13 protein-coding genes are annotated in these 15,572 nt (G+C 69.7%); all 13 read left to right on the top strand.

What is annotated here, in order from left to right:
• Positions 1-8 precede the first annotated feature (8 nt).
• The 13 genes from OHA37_RS15675 to nuoN are packed head-to-tail and all read left to right on the top strand — an operon-like array spanning position 9 to position 15,502.
• Positions 9-563: a NuoB/complex I 20 kDa subunit family protein gene (locus tag OHA37_RS15675; protein WP_243339941.1), complete on the top strand. Its 555-nt coding sequence runs from the start codon at positions 9-11 to the stop codon at positions 561-563.
• Entirely contained in the window at positions 560-1,300 is a 741-nt protein-coding gene (locus OHA37_RS15670; RefSeq protein WP_266905649.1) for an NADH-quinone oxidoreductase subunit C, read from the top strand. Before OHA37_RS15675 ends, OHA37_RS15670 begins: the two co-directional genes overlap by 4 nt.
• The gene (locus OHA37_RS15665) at positions 1,300-2,640 is read left to right on the top strand and encodes an NADH-quinone oxidoreductase subunit D (RefSeq protein ID WP_266905647.1); all 1,341 of its coding nucleotides are present in this window, start codon (positions 1,300-1,302) and stop codon (positions 2,638-2,640) included. Before OHA37_RS15670 ends, OHA37_RS15665 begins: the two co-directional genes overlap by 1 nt.
• Complete coding sequence (gene nuoE / locus OHA37_RS15660) at positions 2,637-3,392, top strand: NADH-quinone oxidoreductase subunit NuoE (protein ID WP_443046169.1); 756 nt, start codon at positions 2,637-2,639, stop codon at positions 3,390-3,392. The genes OHA37_RS15665 and nuoE overlap by 4 nt, the downstream gene beginning before the upstream one ends.
• Positions 3,392-4,759: an NADH-quinone oxidoreductase subunit NuoF gene (gene nuoF / locus OHA37_RS15655; RefSeq protein WP_266905644.1), complete on the top strand. Its 1,368-nt coding sequence runs from the start codon at positions 3,392-3,394 to the stop codon at positions 4,757-4,759. Before nuoE ends, nuoF begins: the two co-directional genes overlap by 1 nt.
• Complete coding sequence (locus OHA37_RS15650; protein ID WP_266905642.1) at positions 4,756-7,263, top strand: NADH-quinone oxidoreductase subunit G; 2,508 nt, start codon at positions 4,756-4,758, stop codon at positions 7,261-7,263. The genes nuoF and OHA37_RS15650 overlap by 4 nt, the downstream gene beginning before the upstream one ends.
• Positions 7,260-8,630, top strand: a complete 1,371-nt coding sequence (gene nuoH, locus OHA37_RS15645; RefSeq protein WP_266905640.1) for an NADH-quinone oxidoreductase subunit NuoH — start codon at positions 7,260-7,262, stop codon at positions 8,628-8,630. Before OHA37_RS15650 ends, nuoH begins: the two co-directional genes overlap by 4 nt.
• Positions 8,623-9,237: an NADH-quinone oxidoreductase subunit NuoI gene (nuoI, locus tag OHA37_RS15640; protein ID WP_266905638.1), complete on the top strand. Its 615-nt coding sequence runs from the start codon at positions 8,623-8,625 to the stop codon at positions 9,235-9,237. Before nuoH ends, nuoI begins: the two co-directional genes overlap by 8 nt.
• A complete protein-coding gene (locus OHA37_RS15635; protein ID WP_266905636.1) occupies positions 9,234-10,043 on the top strand; it encodes an NADH-quinone oxidoreductase subunit J in 810 nt (269 codons plus the stop codon). The genes nuoI and OHA37_RS15635 overlap by 4 nt, the downstream gene beginning before the upstream one ends.
• The gene (gene nuoK, locus OHA37_RS15630) at positions 10,040-10,339 is read left to right on the top strand and encodes an NADH-quinone oxidoreductase subunit NuoK (RefSeq protein ID WP_112449176.1); all 300 of its coding nucleotides are present in this window, start codon (positions 10,040-10,042) and stop codon (positions 10,337-10,339) included. Before OHA37_RS15635 ends, nuoK begins: the two co-directional genes overlap by 4 nt.
• Positions 10,340-10,348: 9 nt before the next feature.
• Positions 10,349-12,244: an NADH-quinone oxidoreductase subunit L gene (gene nuoL, locus OHA37_RS15625; protein ID WP_266905633.1), complete on the top strand. Its 1,896-nt coding sequence runs from the start codon at positions 10,349-10,351 to the stop codon at positions 12,242-12,244.
• A 1-nt stretch (position 12,245) separates the two neighbouring features.
• Entirely contained in the window at positions 12,246-13,847 is a 1,602-nt protein-coding gene (locus OHA37_RS15620) for an NADH-quinone oxidoreductase subunit M (RefSeq protein ID WP_266905631.1), read from the top strand.
• Positions 13,848-13,882: 35 nt separating this feature from the next.
• Complete coding sequence (gene nuoN / locus OHA37_RS15615; RefSeq protein ID WP_266912816.1) at positions 13,883-15,502, top strand: NADH-quinone oxidoreductase subunit NuoN; 1,620 nt, start codon at positions 13,883-13,885, stop codon at positions 15,500-15,502.
• Positions 15,503-15,572 lie beyond the last annotated feature (70 nt).

Here is a 15,572-nt window from a genome sequence, read left to right as displayed (position 1 = left end):
GAATTTCCATGGGACTGGAAGAGAAGCTGCCGAGCGGCTTTCTGCTGACCACCGTCGAACAGGCCGCGGGGTGGGTGCGCAAGGCGTCCGTCTTCCCGGCCACCTTCGGCCTGGCCTGCTGCGCCATCGAGATGATGACCACCGGAGCGGGCCGGTACGACCTGGCCCGCTTCGGCATGGAGGTCTTCCGCGGATCACCGCGCCAGGCCGACCTGATGATCGTGGCGGGCCGGGTCAGCCAGAAGATGGCGCCGGTGCTGCGGCAGGTGTACGACCAGATGCCCGCTCCCAAGTGGGTCATCTCTATGGGTGTTTGTGCGTCTTCGGGCGGAATGTTCAACAACTACGCGATCGTCCAGGGCGTCGACCACATCGTCCCCGTGGACATCTACCTGCCCGGCTGCCCGCCCCGGCCCGAGATGCTGCTCGACGCGATCCTCAAGCTCCACCAGAAGATCCAGGGCGGCAAGCTCGGCGTGAACCGGGAAGAGGCGGCCCGAGAGGCGGAGGAGGCGGCCCTCAAGGCGCTCCCCACCATTGAGATGAAGGGGCTCCTGCGGTGAGCGAGGACCCGGCCGTGCAGAACGGCCCCCAAGCCGGCAACGGCGACAACGTGCCCGCGCCCCGGGGCGCGGCCGGCCCCGAGGTGATCGGCGTCCGCAAGGGCATGTTCGGTGCCGGAGGCGGCGGCGACACCAGCGGCTACGGCGGCCTCGTGCGCACCGTGGCCCTGCCCGGCGCGAGCGCCCGCCCGTACGGCTCGTACTTCGACGAGGTCGTCGACGAGCTCGAAGGGGCGCTGGAGGAGCAGGACCTGGTCCCGGAGAACGCGATCGAGAAGGTCGTCGTGGACCGGGCGGAGCTGACCCTGCGCATCGCGCGCGAGCACCTCCTCCTCGTCGCGAAGACCCTGCGCGACGACCCGGCCCTGCGCTTCGAGCTCTGCACCGGGGTCAGCGGGGTGCACTTCCCCGACGACAAGGGCCGCGAGCTGCACGCCGTCTACCACCTGCGCTCGCTCACCCACGGCCGGCTCGTGCGGCTGGAGGTCACCGCCCCGGACGCCGACCCGCACGTCCCCTCGATCGTCTCGGTCTACCCGACGAACGACTGGCACGAGCGCGAGACGTACGACTTCTTCGGCCTGATCTTCGACGGGCACCCGGCCCTCACCCGGATCATGATGCCGGACGACTGGCAGGGCTTCCCGCAGCGCAAGGACTACCCGCTCGGCGGCATCGCCATCGAGTACAAGGGCGCCCAGATCCCGGCTCCCGACCAGCGGAGGTCGTACAGCTGATGTCCCCCAACTCGAATCACGCAGCAGATCACGCCTCCGCCAGGGAAACCACCGAAGGCACCGTCTACACCGTCACCGGCGGCGACTGGGACGAGATCGTCCAGTCGGCGGCCCGAGCCGACGACGAGCGGATCGTCGTCAACATGGGCCCCCAGCACCCCTCCACGCACGGGGTGCTCCGCCTGATCCTGGAGATCGACGGCGAGACGGTCACCGAGGCCCGCTGCGGCATCGGCTACCTCCACACCGGCATCGAGAAGAACCTCGAATACCGGAACTGGACGCAGGGCACCACCTTCGTCACGCGCATGGACTACCTGACGCCGTTCTTCAACGAGACGGCGTACTGCCTGGGCGTCGAGAAGCTGCTCGGCATCACCGACCAGATCCCGGACCGCGCCTCCGCCATCCGCGTCCTGCTGATGGAGCTCAACCGGCTCTCCTCCCACCTGGTGTGCATCGCCACCGGCGGCATGGAGCTGGGCGCGACCACGATCATGATCTACGGGTTCCGCGACCGCGAGCTGATCCTCGACGTGTTCGAGCTGATCACCGGCCTGCGCATGAACCACGCGTTCATCCGCCCCGGCGGCCTCGCGCAGGACCTGCCCCCGGGCGCCGTGGACCAGCTCCGCGAGTTCGTGAAGACCATGAAGAAGAACCTGCCGGAGTACGACAAGCTCGCCACCGGCAACCCCATCTTCAAGGCCCGCATGCAGGACGTCGGCTACCTCGACCTCACCGGCTGCATGGCGCTCGGCGCCACCGGCCCGGTCCTGCGCTCCGCCGGCCTCCCGCACGACCTGCGCAAGACGGACCCGTACTGCGGCTACGAGAACTACGAGTTCGACGTGCCGACCACCGAGTCCTGCGACTCCTACGGGCGGTTCCTGATCCGCCTGGAGGAGATGCGCCAGTCCCTGCGGATCGTCGAGCAGTGCCTGGACCGGCTGGAGCCGGGCCCGGTCATGGTCGCCGACAAGAAGATCGCCTGGCCGGCGCAGCTCGCGATGGGCCCCGACGGCCTCGGCAACTCGCTCGACCACATCAAGCAGATCATGGGCACCTCCATGGAGTCCCTCATCCACCACTTCAAGCTGGTGACCGAGGGCTTCCGGGTACCGGCCGGCCAGGCCTACGCGGCCGTGGAGTCGCCCAAGGGCGAGCTCGGCGTGCACGTCGTCTCCGACGGCGGCACCCGCCCCTACCGGGTCCACTTCCGCGACCCGTCCTTCACCAACCTGCAGGCCATGGCGGCGATGTGCGAGGGCGGCCAGATCGCCGACGTCATCGTGGCCGTCGCCTCCATCGACCCCGTGATGGGAGGCGTCGACCGATGACGGCCAATCAGCCCGTATCAGGGGTGAGCCTGGGCATGCCCCGGCTTCCGGCACCCGACTTCCCGGCCGACGTGCGCGCCCGGCTCGAAGCGGATGCGAAGGAGGTCATCGCCCGCTACCCCGACAGCCGCTCCGCGCTGCTGCCGCTGCTCCACCTCATCCAGTCCGAGGAGGGCTACGTCTCGCGCACCGGCATCCGGTTCTGCGCCGAGGTGCTGGGCCTGACGACCGCCGAGGTCACGGCCGTGGCGACCTTCTACACGATGTACCGGCGCAAGCCCTCCGGGGACTACCAGGTCGGCGTCTGTACGAACACCCTGTGCGCGGTCATGGGCGGGGACGCCATCTTCGAGGAGCTCAAGGAGCACCTCGGCGTCGGCAACAACGAGACCACCGCCGACGGCAAGGTCACCCTCGAACACATCGAGTGCAACGCGGCCTGCGACTACGCCCCCGTGGTGATGGTCAACTGGGAGTTCTTCGACAACCAGACCCCCGAGTCCGCCAAGGCCATGGTCGACGACCTGCTGGCCGGCCGGACCGTGGAGCCGACCCGGGGCGCGCCGCTGTGCACGTACAAGGAGACCGCCCGGATCCTGGCGGGCTTCCCCGACGAGCGCGAGGGCGCTGTCGAGGCCAGCGGCGGCGCGGGTCACGCGTCCCTGATCGGCCTGCGCATCGCGCGCGGCGAGGTCCCGCACACCCCGATCGTGCACCCGCGCGGCGAGGCCACCATCGAGGGAGGGGAGTGATGACCGTGTCGACCGAACTGAGTAAGAACGGCACGAGTCCGGAGAAGCTCCTCGCGCCCGTCCTGTCGGCGTTCTGGGACGAGCCGCAGTCGTGGACGCTGGAGACCTACAAGAGGCATGGCGGCTACGAGGGTCTGCGCAAGGCACTCGCCATGAGTCCGGACGAGCTCATCGCCTACGTGAAGGACTCGGGCCTGCGCGGCCGCGGCGGCGCCGGCTTCCCCACCGGCATGAAGTGGCAGTTCATCCCGCAGGGCGACGGCAAGCCGCACTACCTCGTGGTGAACGCGGACGAGTCGGAGCCGGGAACCTGCAAGGACATCCCGCTCCTCTTCGCCAACCCGCACTCCCTCATCGAGGGAATGATCATCGCCTGCTACGCGATCCGCTCGGAGCACGCCTTCATCTACCTGCGCGGCGAGACCGTGCCGGTCCTGCGCCGCCTGCACGAGGCGGTGCGCGAGGCGTACGAGGCCGGCTACCTCGGGGAGGCTGAACATCGCGACAAGAGCGGCCTCGGCAGCGGGCTGAAGCTCGACATCACCGTGCACGCGGGAGCGGGCGCCTACATCTGCGGCGAGGAAACGGCCCTCCTGGACTCCCTCGAAGGCCGGCGCGGCCAGCCCCGGCTGCGTCCGCCCTTCCCCGCGGTCGAGGGGCTCTACGCCTGCCCCACTGTCGTGAACAACGTGGAGTCCATCGCCTCGGTTCCCGCGATCCTGAACAAGGGCAAGGACTGGTTCAAGTCGATGGGGACCGAGAAGTCCCCCGGCTTCACCCTGTACTCGCTCTCCGGACACGTCGTCGGCCCCGGCCAGTACGAGGCCCCGCTCGGGATCACCCTGCGCCAGCTCCTCGACATGAGCGGCGGCATGCGACCCGGGCACCGGCTGAAGTTCTGGACCCCGGGCGGCTCCTCCACCCCGATGTTCACCGAGGAGCACCTCGACGTCCCCCTCGACTACGAGGGCGTCGGCGCGGCCGGCTCCATGCTCGGCACCAAGGCCCTGCAGTGCTTCGACGAGACGACCTGCGTGGTGCGGGCGGTGACCCGCTGGACCGAGTTCTACGCCCACGAGTCCTGCGGCAAGTGCACGCCCTGCCGCGAAGGCACGTACTGGCTGGTCCAGTTGCTCCGCGACATCGAAGCGGGCAAGGGGGTCATGTCCGACCTCGACAAGCTGGGCGACATCGCCGACAACATCAACGGCAAGTCGTTCTGCGCGCTCGGCGACGGCGCCGCCAGCCCCATCTTCTCCTCGCTCAAGTACTTCCGCGCGGAGTACGAGCAGCACATCACGGGCAAGGGCTGCCCCTTCGACCCCAAGAAGTCGACCCTCTGGGCCGACACGGAGGTGACCGCATGACCGTGACCACTACGGCAGCCTCCGGCGGCGGAGAGGCAGCGGTCCCGCCGCAGGACCAGATCTCCCTGACCATCGACGGCATCGAACTGTCGGTGCCCAAGGGGACCCTGGTCATCCGGGCCGCCGAACAGCTCGGCATCGAGATCCCCCGGTTCTGCGACCACCCCCTCCTCTCCCCGGCCGGCGCCTGCCGCCAGTGCATCGTCGAGGTCGAGGGCCAGCGCAAGCCGATGGCCTCCTGCACCATCACCTGCACCGACGGCATGGTCGTCAAGACGCAGCTGACCTCCCCGGTCGCCGACAAGGCCCAGCGCGGGGTGATGGAGCTGCTGCTCATCAACCACCCGCTGGACTGCCCGGTCTGCGACAAGGGCGGCGAGTGCCCGCTGCAGAACCAGGCGATGTCCCACGGCAACGCCGAGTCGCGGTTCGAGGGCAAGAAGCGCACCTACGAGAAGCCCGTCCCGATCTCCACGCAGGTGCTGCTGGACCGCGAGCGCTGCGTGCTCTGCGCCCGCTGCACCCGCTTCTCCAACGAGATCGCCGGCGACCCGATGATCGAACTCCTGGAGCGCGGCGCGCTCCAGCAGGTCGGCACCGGCGAGGACGACCCCTTCGAGTCGTACTTCTCCGGCAACACCATCCAGATCTGCCCGGTCGGCGCCCTCACCTCGGCCGCCTACCGGTTCCGCTCCCGCCCCTTCGACCTCGTCTCCTCCCCGAGCGTGTGCGAGCACTGCGCGGGCGGCTGCGCGACGCGCACCGACCACCGCCGCGGCAAGGTGCTGCGCCGGCTGGCCGCGGAGGACCCCGAGGTCAACGAGGAGTGGATCTGCGACAAGGGCCGCTTCGGGTTCCGCTACGCACAGCGCCCCGACCGGCTCACCACCCCGCTGGTGCGCGGCACCGACGGGGTCCTCGCCCCGGCGAGCTGGCCCGAGGCCCTGGAGGCCGCGGCCAACGGGCTCGCCGCCGCGCGCGGCCGCGCCGGAGTGCTGACCGGCGGCCGCCTCACCGTCGAGGACGCCTACGCGTACGCCAAGTTCGCCCGGGTCGTGCTCGACACCAACGACATCGACTTCCGGGCCCGCGTGCACAGCGCGGAGGAGACCGAGTTCCTGGCCGCCTCCGTCGCCGGCACCGGCAAGGACCTCGACGGGCACGGCGTCACGAACGCCTCGCTGGAGGCGGCCCCGGCCGTGCTCCTCGTCGGCATCGAGGCCGAGGAGGAGGCCCCCGGCGTCTTCCTGCGGCTGCGCAAGGCCCACCGCAAGCACAAGCAGCGGACCTTCGCCCTCGCCCCGTTCGCCACGCGCGGCCTGGAGAAGGCGGGCGGCACCCTGCTGGCCGCCGCCCCCGGCACCGAGCCCGAGTGGCTGAACGCCCTGGCCTCCGACACCGGCCTGGAGGACGGCGGCCAGGCCGCCTCCGACGCGCTGCGCCTGCCCGGCGCCGTCATCGTGGTCGGGGAGCGCCTCGCGGGCGTGCCCGGCGCGCTGACCGCGGCCGTACGGGTCGCGGGCGCCACCGGCGCCACCCTGGTGTGGATCCCGCGCCGGGCCGGAGAGCGGGCCGCCGTCGAGGCGGGCGCACTGCCGTCCCTGCTGCCGGGCGCCCGCCCCGCCACCGACCCGCGCGCCCGCGACGAGGTCGCCGCCGCCTGGGGCCTGGACGAGCTGCCGCACCGCTACGGCCGCGACACCGGCCAGATCGTCGAGGCCGCCGCCACCCGGGAGCTCTCCGCCCTGCTGGTCGCGGGCGTCGAGCTCGCCGACCTGCCGGACCCGGCCCGCGCCAGGGCCGCGCTCCAGGAGGCCTTCGTGGTCTCCCTGGAACTGCGGCCCAGCGAGGTCACCGACCACGCCGACGTGGTCTTCCCGGTCGCGGCCGTCGCCGAGAAGCCGGGCGCCTTCATCAACTGGGAGGGCAGGGTCCGGCCGTTCGAGGCCGCGCTCAAGCCCGAGCAGATGACCCGGCGCCTCGCCCCCGCCGACTCCCGCGTGCTGCACATGCTGGCCGACGCGGCCGACCGCCCGATCGCCCTGCCCGACGTACACGCCGTACGGCAGGAGATCGACCGGCTCGGCCCGTGGGCCGGGGAGCGCGCCGCCGGACAGTCCGGGGACCGGGAGCTGCTGCCCCGTCCCGGCGCGGGCGAGGCCGTCCTCGCCGGACACCGCCTCCTCCTCGACCAGGGCCTGCTGCAGGACGGCGACGAGGCCCTGGCCGGCACCCGGCACGAGGCCAGCGCCCGTCTCTCGGCCGCCACGGCCGCCGAGACCGGCGTCAAGAACGGCGACGTCCTCAGCGTGACCGGCCCCGCCGGCTCCGTGGAACTGCCGCTGCGCATCACCGAGATGCCCGACCGGGTGGTCTGGCTCCCGATGAACTCCACCGGCTCCGGGGTCCTCGCCGACACCGGAGCCCGCCCGGGGGCCCTGGTCCGCATCGGCCCGGCCACCCCCGCCGACACCAGCGACTCCCCTGCGGAGGTGGGCGCGTGAACACCGTTCAGATCGCCGCCGAAGACCTCTCCCTGTTCGGCAGGGACGTCTGGTGGCTCGTCGTCGTCAAGGCGGTGTTCTGCTTCGCCTTCCTGATGGTGACCGTGCTCTTCTCCATCGTGTGGGAGCGCAAGGTCGTCGCCTGGATGCAGCTGCGCATCGGCCCCAACCGGCACGGGCCCTGGGGCATGCTCCAGTCGCTCGCCGACGGCGTGAAGCTGATGCTCAAGGAAGACCTGATCGTCAAGCGGGCCGACAAGGTCGTCTACGTCCTGGCCCCGATCATCGCGGCGATCCCGGCCTTCATGGCCATCGCGGTGATCCCCTTCGGTCCCTCGGGCAACGAGGTCTCCATCTTCGGCCAGCGCACCACGATGCAGCTGACCGACCTGCCCATCGCGATGCTCTACATCCTCGCGGTGGCCTCGGTCGGCATCTACGGCATCGTGCTGGCCGGCTGGTCCTCCGGCTCCACGTACCCGCTCCTCGGCGGCCTGCGCTCCTGCGCGCAGATGATCTCGTACGAGATCGCGATGGGCGCGGCCTTCGCCTCGGTCTTCCTCTACTCCGGGTCGATGTCGACCTCGGCGATCGTCGAAGCCCAGGCGGACCGCTGGTACATCATCCTGCTGCCGGTCTCCTTCATCATCTACGTCATCACGATGGTCGGCGAGACGAACCGCGCCCCCTTCGACATGCCGGAGTCCGAGGGCGACCTGGTCGGCGGCTTCAACACCGAGTACTCCTCGATCAAGTTCGCGCTGTTCATGCTCGCCGAGTACGTCAACATGGTCACCGTCTCCGCGGTCTCCGTCACCCTCTTCCTGGGCGGCTGGCGGGCCCCGGCGCCGATCTCCACGTACTGGGAGGGCGCGAACCACGGCTGGTGGCCGATGCTCTGGTTCGTCCTCAAGGTCCAGCTGCTGCTGTTCTTCTTCATCTGGCTCCGCGGCACGCTCCCGCGCGTGCGCTACGACCAGCTGATGAAGCTCGGCTGGAAGGTGCTCATCCCGGTCTCCGTGGTGTGGCTGATGCTGGTCGCCACCGTCCGGGCGCTGCGCAACGAGAACTACGACTTCCAGGAGATCGTGCTCTACGTCGGCGGCGGGGTCATCGCGCTCCTGCTGCTGTCCTTCGTCGCGGACCTGTTCCGCGACAAGAAGGAGAAGACGGCTCTCGCGGACGCCGAACTGGCGGCCGCCGCCGAACCCTTCGACCCCCTGGCGGGCGGATTCCCCGTACCGCCCAAGCCCGGCCAGCACCTGGCACCCGTACCGCGCAGGCGGCCCCGCAGTGAGCGGGAGCTCATTGTCAGTGGCGCGGCGAATACTGACAGTGACCGAGAGGAGGGTGCTGAGAATGTCTGACAAGTCTGACGCCGAGCAGGGCGAGAAGTGGCAGAACCCGGTGGCCGGCTTCGGCGTGACCTTCAAGGCCATGTTCAAGAAGCGCCTCACCGAGCAGTACCCGGAGCAGGAAAAGACCACCGCACCCCGCTTCCACGGGCGGCACCAGCTCAACCGCCACCCGGACGGTCTGGAGAAGTGCATCGGGTGCGAACTGTGTGCCTGGGCCTGTCCCGCCGACGCGATCTACGTCGAGGGCGCGGACAACACCGAGGAGGAGCGCTACTCCCCGGGTGAGCGGTACGGCCGGGTCTACCAGATCAACTACGCCCGCTGCATCCTGTGCGGGCTGTGCGTCGAGGCGTGCCCGACCAGGGCGCTGACCATGACGAACGAGTTCGAACTGGCCGACTCCAGCCGCGAAGCGCTCATCTACACCAAGGAGCAGCTGCTCTCCGGGCTCACCGAGGGCATGGTCGAGGCACCGCACTCGATCTTCCCCGGCACCGACGACACGGACTACTACCGCGGGCTGGTGACCGGGGCGGCTCCCGGCACGGTCCGCCAGGTGGCCGTCTCCAAGGGCGAGACCGCTCCCGAAGACGCTTCCGAGGGGGTGGGGGCGTGAGCGCCATCGCCGCGGCCTCCCTCACCTCCACCGGTGAGGCGGCCCAGTTCTGGATCCTCGGCACGGTCGCCGTCATCGGCGCGCTGGCCACGATCCTGATGAAGAAGGCCGTGCACAGCGCGCTGAGCCTGGCCGGGACGATGATCATCCTGGCGGTCTTCTACCTCGCCAACGGGGCGTACTTCCTCGGCATCGTCCAGGTCGTCGTCTACACCGGCGCGATCATGATGCTCTTCCTCTTCGTCGTCATGCTCGTCGGCGTCACCGCCGCGGACTCGCTGACCGAGACCATCAAGGGGCAGCGCTGGCTGGCCGCCCTGTGCGGACTCGGCTTCGGCATCCTGCTCATCGCGGGCATCGGCAACGCCAAGCTCACCCACTTCAACGGACTCGGCCGGATCAACTCCGGCGGGCACGTCGAGGGCCTGGCCACGCTGATCTTCACCAAGTACGTGTTCGCCTTCGAGATCACCGGCGCCCTGCTGATCACGGCGGCCATCGGCGCGATGGTGCTCACCCACCGCGAGCGCACCGAGCGGGCCGCCACCCAGCGCGAGCTCGCCGAGCGCCGCGTACGCGAGGGCGTACAGCTCCCGCCGCTGCCCGCACCCGGCGTCTACGCCCGGCACAACGCCGTGGACGTCGCGGGCCTGCTGCCGGACGGCACCCCCTCCGAGCTCACCGTCAACCAGACGCTGCGCGCCCGCGGCCAGATCAGGGACGTCTCCGGCAAGGCCCTGGACGACCTGAAGGCCCTGGAGCAGCGGTCGTCCGAGCGGCTCGGCCGTGAGGAGGCCTCGAAGTGAACCCGGTCAACTACCTGTACCTGTCCGCGCTGCTGTTCACCATCGGTGCGGCGGGCGTCCTGATCCGGAAGAACGCGATCGTGCTGTTCATGTGCGTCGAGCTCATGCTCAACGCCTGCAACCTCGCCTTCGTCACCTTCTCCCGGATGCACGGCAACCTCGACGGCCAGATCATCGCGTTCTTCACGATGGTCGTCGCCGCCGCCGAGGTCGTGGTGGGCCTCGCGATCATCGTGTCGCTGTTCCGTACCCGCCACTCGGCCTCGGTCGACGACGCCAGCCTGATGAAGCTGTAAGGGGTCGCTGTGGAGAACATGATCGCGCTGCTGGTAGCAGCGCCCCTGCTCGGAGCGGTGGTGCTGCTCTGCGGCGGCCGCCGTCTCGACAAGACCGGCCACTGGATCGGCACGCTGCTCGCCGCCGTCTCCTTCGGCATCGGCCTCACCCTCTTCGCCGACATGCTCGGCAAGGGAGCCGAGGACCGGACCTTCCACCAGCGGCTGTTCAGCTGGATCCCGGTGGAGGGCTTCCAGGCCGACATCGGCTTCCAGCTCGACCAGCTGTCGATGACCTTCGTCCTGCTGATCTCCGGGGTGGGCACGCTCATCCACGTGTACTCCATCGGGTACATGGAGCACGACGAGCGCCGCCGCCGCTTCTTCGGCTACCTCAACCTCTTCGTCGCCGCGATGCTGCTCCTGGTCATCGCCGACAACTACCTCCTGCTGTACGTCGGCTGGGAGGGCGTGGGCCTCGCCTCGTACCTCCTCATCGGCTTCTGGCAGCACAAGCCCAGCGCGGCCACCGCCGCGAAGAAGGCCTTCCTGGTCAACCGGGTCGGCGACATGGGCCTTTCGATCGCCATCATGCTGATGTTCACCACCTTCGGAACCTTCGCCTTCGGCCCGGTCCTCGGATCGGTGTCCGAGGCCGGCGAGGGCAAGCTGACGGCGATCGCCCTGATGCTGCTGCTCGCCGCGTGCGGCAAGTCGGCCCAGGTGCCGCTGCAGTCCTGGCTCGGCGACGCGATGGAGGGCCCGACCCCGGTCTCGGCCCTCATCCACGCGGCGACGATGGTGACGGCGGGCGTGTACTTGATCGTCCGCTCGGGCGCCATCTTCAACGGGGCCCCGGACGCGCAGACCGCGGTGGTCGTGGTCGGCGCCGTCACGCTCCTCTTCGGTGCGATCGTCGGTTGCGCCAAGGACGACATCAAGAAGGCCCTCGCCGGCTCGACGATGTCGCAGATCGGCTACATGATCCTGGCGGCCGGCCTCGGCCCCATCGGGTACGTGTTCGCGATCATGCACCTGGTCACGCACGGGTTCTTCAAGGCGGGCCTCTTCCTCGGCGCCGGTTCCGTGATGCACGGGATGAACGACGAGGTCGACATGCGCAAGTACGGCGGCCTGCGCAAGTACATGCCGGTGACTTTCGTGACCTTCGGGCTGGGGTACCTCGCCATCATCGGCTTCCCGGGCCTGTCGGGCTTCTTCTCGAAGGACATGATCATCGAGGCCGCCTTCGCGAAGGGCGGCACCCAGGGCTGGATCCTCGGCGGGGTGACCCTGCTGGGCGCGGCGATCACCGCCTTCTACATGACCCGCGTCATGCTCCTCACCTTCTTCGGCGAGAAGCGCTGGCAGCCGAACGCGGAAGGCCACGCGCCGCACCCGCACGAGTCCCCGAAGTCCATGACCATCCCGATGATCATCCTGGCCTTCGGCTCGGTCTTCGCGGGCGGCTTCTTCGGGATCGGCGACCGCTTCCTGCACTGGCTGGAGCCCGTCACCGGACACCAGCACGGACACCCGCCGATCAGCGCGCTGACGGTGACGCTGGCCACCATGGTGGTCCTCGTCATCGGCGTCGCCATCGCCTGGGTGATGTACGGCAGGAAGCCCGTCCCGGTCGTCGCCCCGCGCGGCTCGCTCCTCACCCGGGCGGCCCGACGGGACCTCTACCAGGACGACTTCAACCACGTGGTCCTGGTCCGCGGCGGGGAGCACCTGACCCGCTCCCTCGTCTACGTCGACCACAGCCTGGTCGACGGCGTGGTCAACGGGACGGCCGCCGGAGTCGGCGGGCTGTCGGGCCGGCTGCGCAAGCTGCAGAACGGCTACGCCCGCAGCTACGCGGTCTCGATGTTCGGAGGCACGGCGATCCTGATCGCCGCGACCCTGCTGATGAGGGCGGTGTGAGATGAGTTTCCCGCTTCTGACGGTGACGGCCGCGGTCCCCGCGGTCGGTGCGATCCTGACGGCGGCCGTCCCGGCCGCCCGCCGGACCGCCGCCAAATGGCTCGCCCTGTTCTTCTCACTGGCGACCCTGGCCCTGGCCGTGCTCGTCGCGGTCCGCTTCGAGCCCGGTGGCGACCGCTACCAGCTCACCGAATCGCGTTCCTGGATCGCGGACTTCGGCGTCCGCTACGAACTGGGCGTCGACGGCATCGGGGTGGTGCTGATCGCACTCACCGCGCTGCTCATCCCCTTCGTGATCGCGGCGGGCTGGCACGACGCCGACCCGCTGGAGACGCACTCTTCCCGCTGGCGGCCGACCCAGGGCTTCTTCGCCCTGATCCTGCTGGTCGAGGCGATGGTGATCATCTCCTTCGAGGCCACCGACGTCTTCCTCTTCTACATCTTCTTCGAAGCCATGCTCATCCCGATGTACTTCCTCATCGGCGGCTTCGGTGACCGGGCGCACTCCGGGTCCGATGAGAACGCGGCCGCGCAGCGCTCGTACGCGGCGGTCAAGTTCCTCCTCTACAACCTGGTCGGCGGCCTGATCATGCTGGCCGCCGTCATCGGGCTGTACGTGGTCGCCGGGAACTTCTCGCTCCAGGAGATCGCCGCCGCCCGCGCCGCGGGCACGCTCGACATGGCGACCAACACCGAGCGCTGGCTGTTCCTCGGCTTCTTCTTCGCCTTCGCGGTGAAGGCCCCGCTCTGGCCGCTGCACACCTGGCTGCCGAACGCGATGGGCGAGGCCACGGCCCCGGTCGCCGTCCTGATCACCGCAGTCGTCGACAAGGTCGGCACCTTCGCGATGCTCCGCTTCTGCCTCGGGCTCTTCCCCGAGGCCAGCAAGTGGGCCACACCGGTGATCCTCGTCCTCGCCCTGATCAGCATCGTCTACGGCGCGCTGGTCGCCTGCGGGCAGCGGGACATCAAGCGGCTGGTGGCGTACGCCTCCATCTCGCACTTCGGCTTCATCATCCTGGGCATCTTCGCGATGACCTCCCAGGGCCAGTCGGGCGCGACGCTCTACATGGTGAACCACGGGCTCTCGACGGCGGCGCTCATGCTGGTCGCCGGCTTCCTGATCTCGCGGCGCGGCTCCCGGCTCATCGCCGACTACGGCGGCGTGCAGAAGGTGGCCCCGGTCCTGGCCGGCACCTTCCTCATCGGTGGCCTCGCGACCCTGTCGCTCCCCGGCCTCGCCCCGTTCGTCAGCGAGTTCCTGGTCCTGGTCGGCACGTTCGCCCGGTACCCGGTCGTCGGCATCATCGCCACCTTCGGCATCGTGCTGGCGGCGCTCTACACGCTGGTCCTCTACCAGCGCACCATGACCGGTCCGGTCAAGGAGGAGGTCCGCACCATGCCGGACCTGCGCCTGCGGGAGGTCCTGGTGGTCGCCCCGCTGATCGCGCTGCTGATCGGACTGGGCGTCTACCCGAAGGTCCTGACCGACATCGTCAACCCGGCGGTGAAGCACACCATGTCGGACGTCAAGCAGACGGATCCGAAGCCCGAGGTGGCCGTCGAAGCGAAGCACACCGAGAATGGGGAGGCGGCCAAGTGAGCACCCTGACTGCTGCCCAGAGCCTGCTGCCGAACCTGGCGGCCGCGGCGCCGATCGACAAGATCCCGGCCCCGCAGATCGAGTACGCCCAGCTGTCGCCCACGCTCATCGTGCTGGGCGCGGCCATCATCGGAGTCCTCGTAGAGGCCTTCGTCCCGCGCAAGGCCCGTTACTACACGCAGGTGTTCCTCGCCGTCGCCGCGCTGGCCTCGGCCTTCGCGGCGGTCGTCGGACTCGCCGCCGGCGGGTACGGCAGCACCAAGGCGCACATCGCGGCCATGGGCGCCATCGCCGTCGACGGCCCGGCGCTCTTCCTGCAGGGCACCATCATCCTGGCCTCGATCGTGGCGATCTTCACCTTCGCCGAGCGGCGTCTGGACCCGGCCGCCCACGGCAACCGGGTGGACTCCTTCGCCGCACAGGCGGCGTCCGTACCGGGCAGCGAGAGCGAGAAGGAAGCCGTCAAGGCGGGCTTCGCCACCACCGAGGTCTTCCCGCTCGCGCTGTTCGCGGTCGCCGGGATGCTGATCTTCCCCGCGGCCAACGACCTGCTGACGCTCTTCGTGGCCCTGGAGGTCTTCTCCCTCCCGCTGTACCTGCTCTGCGCCCTCGCCCGCCGCCAGCGGCTGATGTCGCAGGAGGCGGCCGTCAAGTACTTCCTGCTCGGCGCCTTCTCCTCCGCCTTCCTCCTCTTCGGCATCGCGCTCGTGTACGGCTACGCGGGCTCGGTCTCGTACGCGACGATCGCGGAGGTCGTCGACGGCACCGTGGCGAACATCGACCCGGCGCTCGCCGACACGATGGGCAACGACGCGCTGCTGCTGATCGGCGGCGCGCTGATCCTGATGGGCCTGCTCTTCAAGGTCGGCGCGGTCCCCTTCCACATGTGGACCCCGGACGTCTACCAGGGCGCCCCCACCCCGGTCACCGGCTTCATGGCGGCGGCGACGAAGGTGGCGGCGTTCGGCGCGCTCCTGCGCCTGCTGTACGTGGTGCTGCCCGGCCTGCGGTGGGACTGGCGGCCGGTCATGTGGGGCGTCGCGATCGTCACGATGCTGGCGGGAGCGGTCATCGCCGTCACCCAGACCGACGTCAAGCGGCTCCTCGCCTACTCCTCGATCGCGCACGCCGGCTTCATCCTGGCCGGTGTGATCGCCACCTCGGCGGAGGGCATCCAGTCCGTCCTCTTCTACCTGGGCGCGTACTCCTTCGTGACGATCGGCGCCTTCGCGGTGGTCACGCTGGTGCGCGACGCGGGGGGCGAGGCCACGCACCTGTCCAAGTGGGCGGGGCTGGGACGTCGTTCGCCGCTGACCGCGGCGGTCTTCGCGGTCTTCCTGCTCGCCTTCGCGGGCATCCCGCTGACCTCCGGCTTCTCCGGCAAGTTCGCCGTGTTCAAGGCGGCGGCGGAGGGGGGCGCGGGAGCGCTGGTCGTGGTCGGTGTCATCTCGTCCGCGATCGCCGCGTTCTTCTACATCCGGGTGATCGTCCTGATGTTCTTCAGCGAGCCGAAGGCGGACGGCCCGACGGTCGCCGTGCCGTCCCCGCTGACGATGACGACGATCGCGGTGGGTGTCGCGGTCACGGTGGTGCTGGGTGTGGCTCCGCAGTACTTCTTGGATCTGGCGGGGAGCGCGAGCACGTTCGTGCGCTGACCGTACGGAGTACGGCCTGGGCCCGGCTTCCCCTTGTGGGGGCCGGGCCCTTTCCTTTGCCGTGCGGATT

Source organism: Streptomyces sp. NBC_00335, from assembly GCF_036127095.1.
Taxonomy (GTDB): domain Bacteria; phylum Actinomycetota; class Actinomycetes; order Streptomycetales; family Streptomycetaceae; genus Streptomyces.
This window is presented reverse-complemented; position numbering and strand designations above follow the sequence as displayed.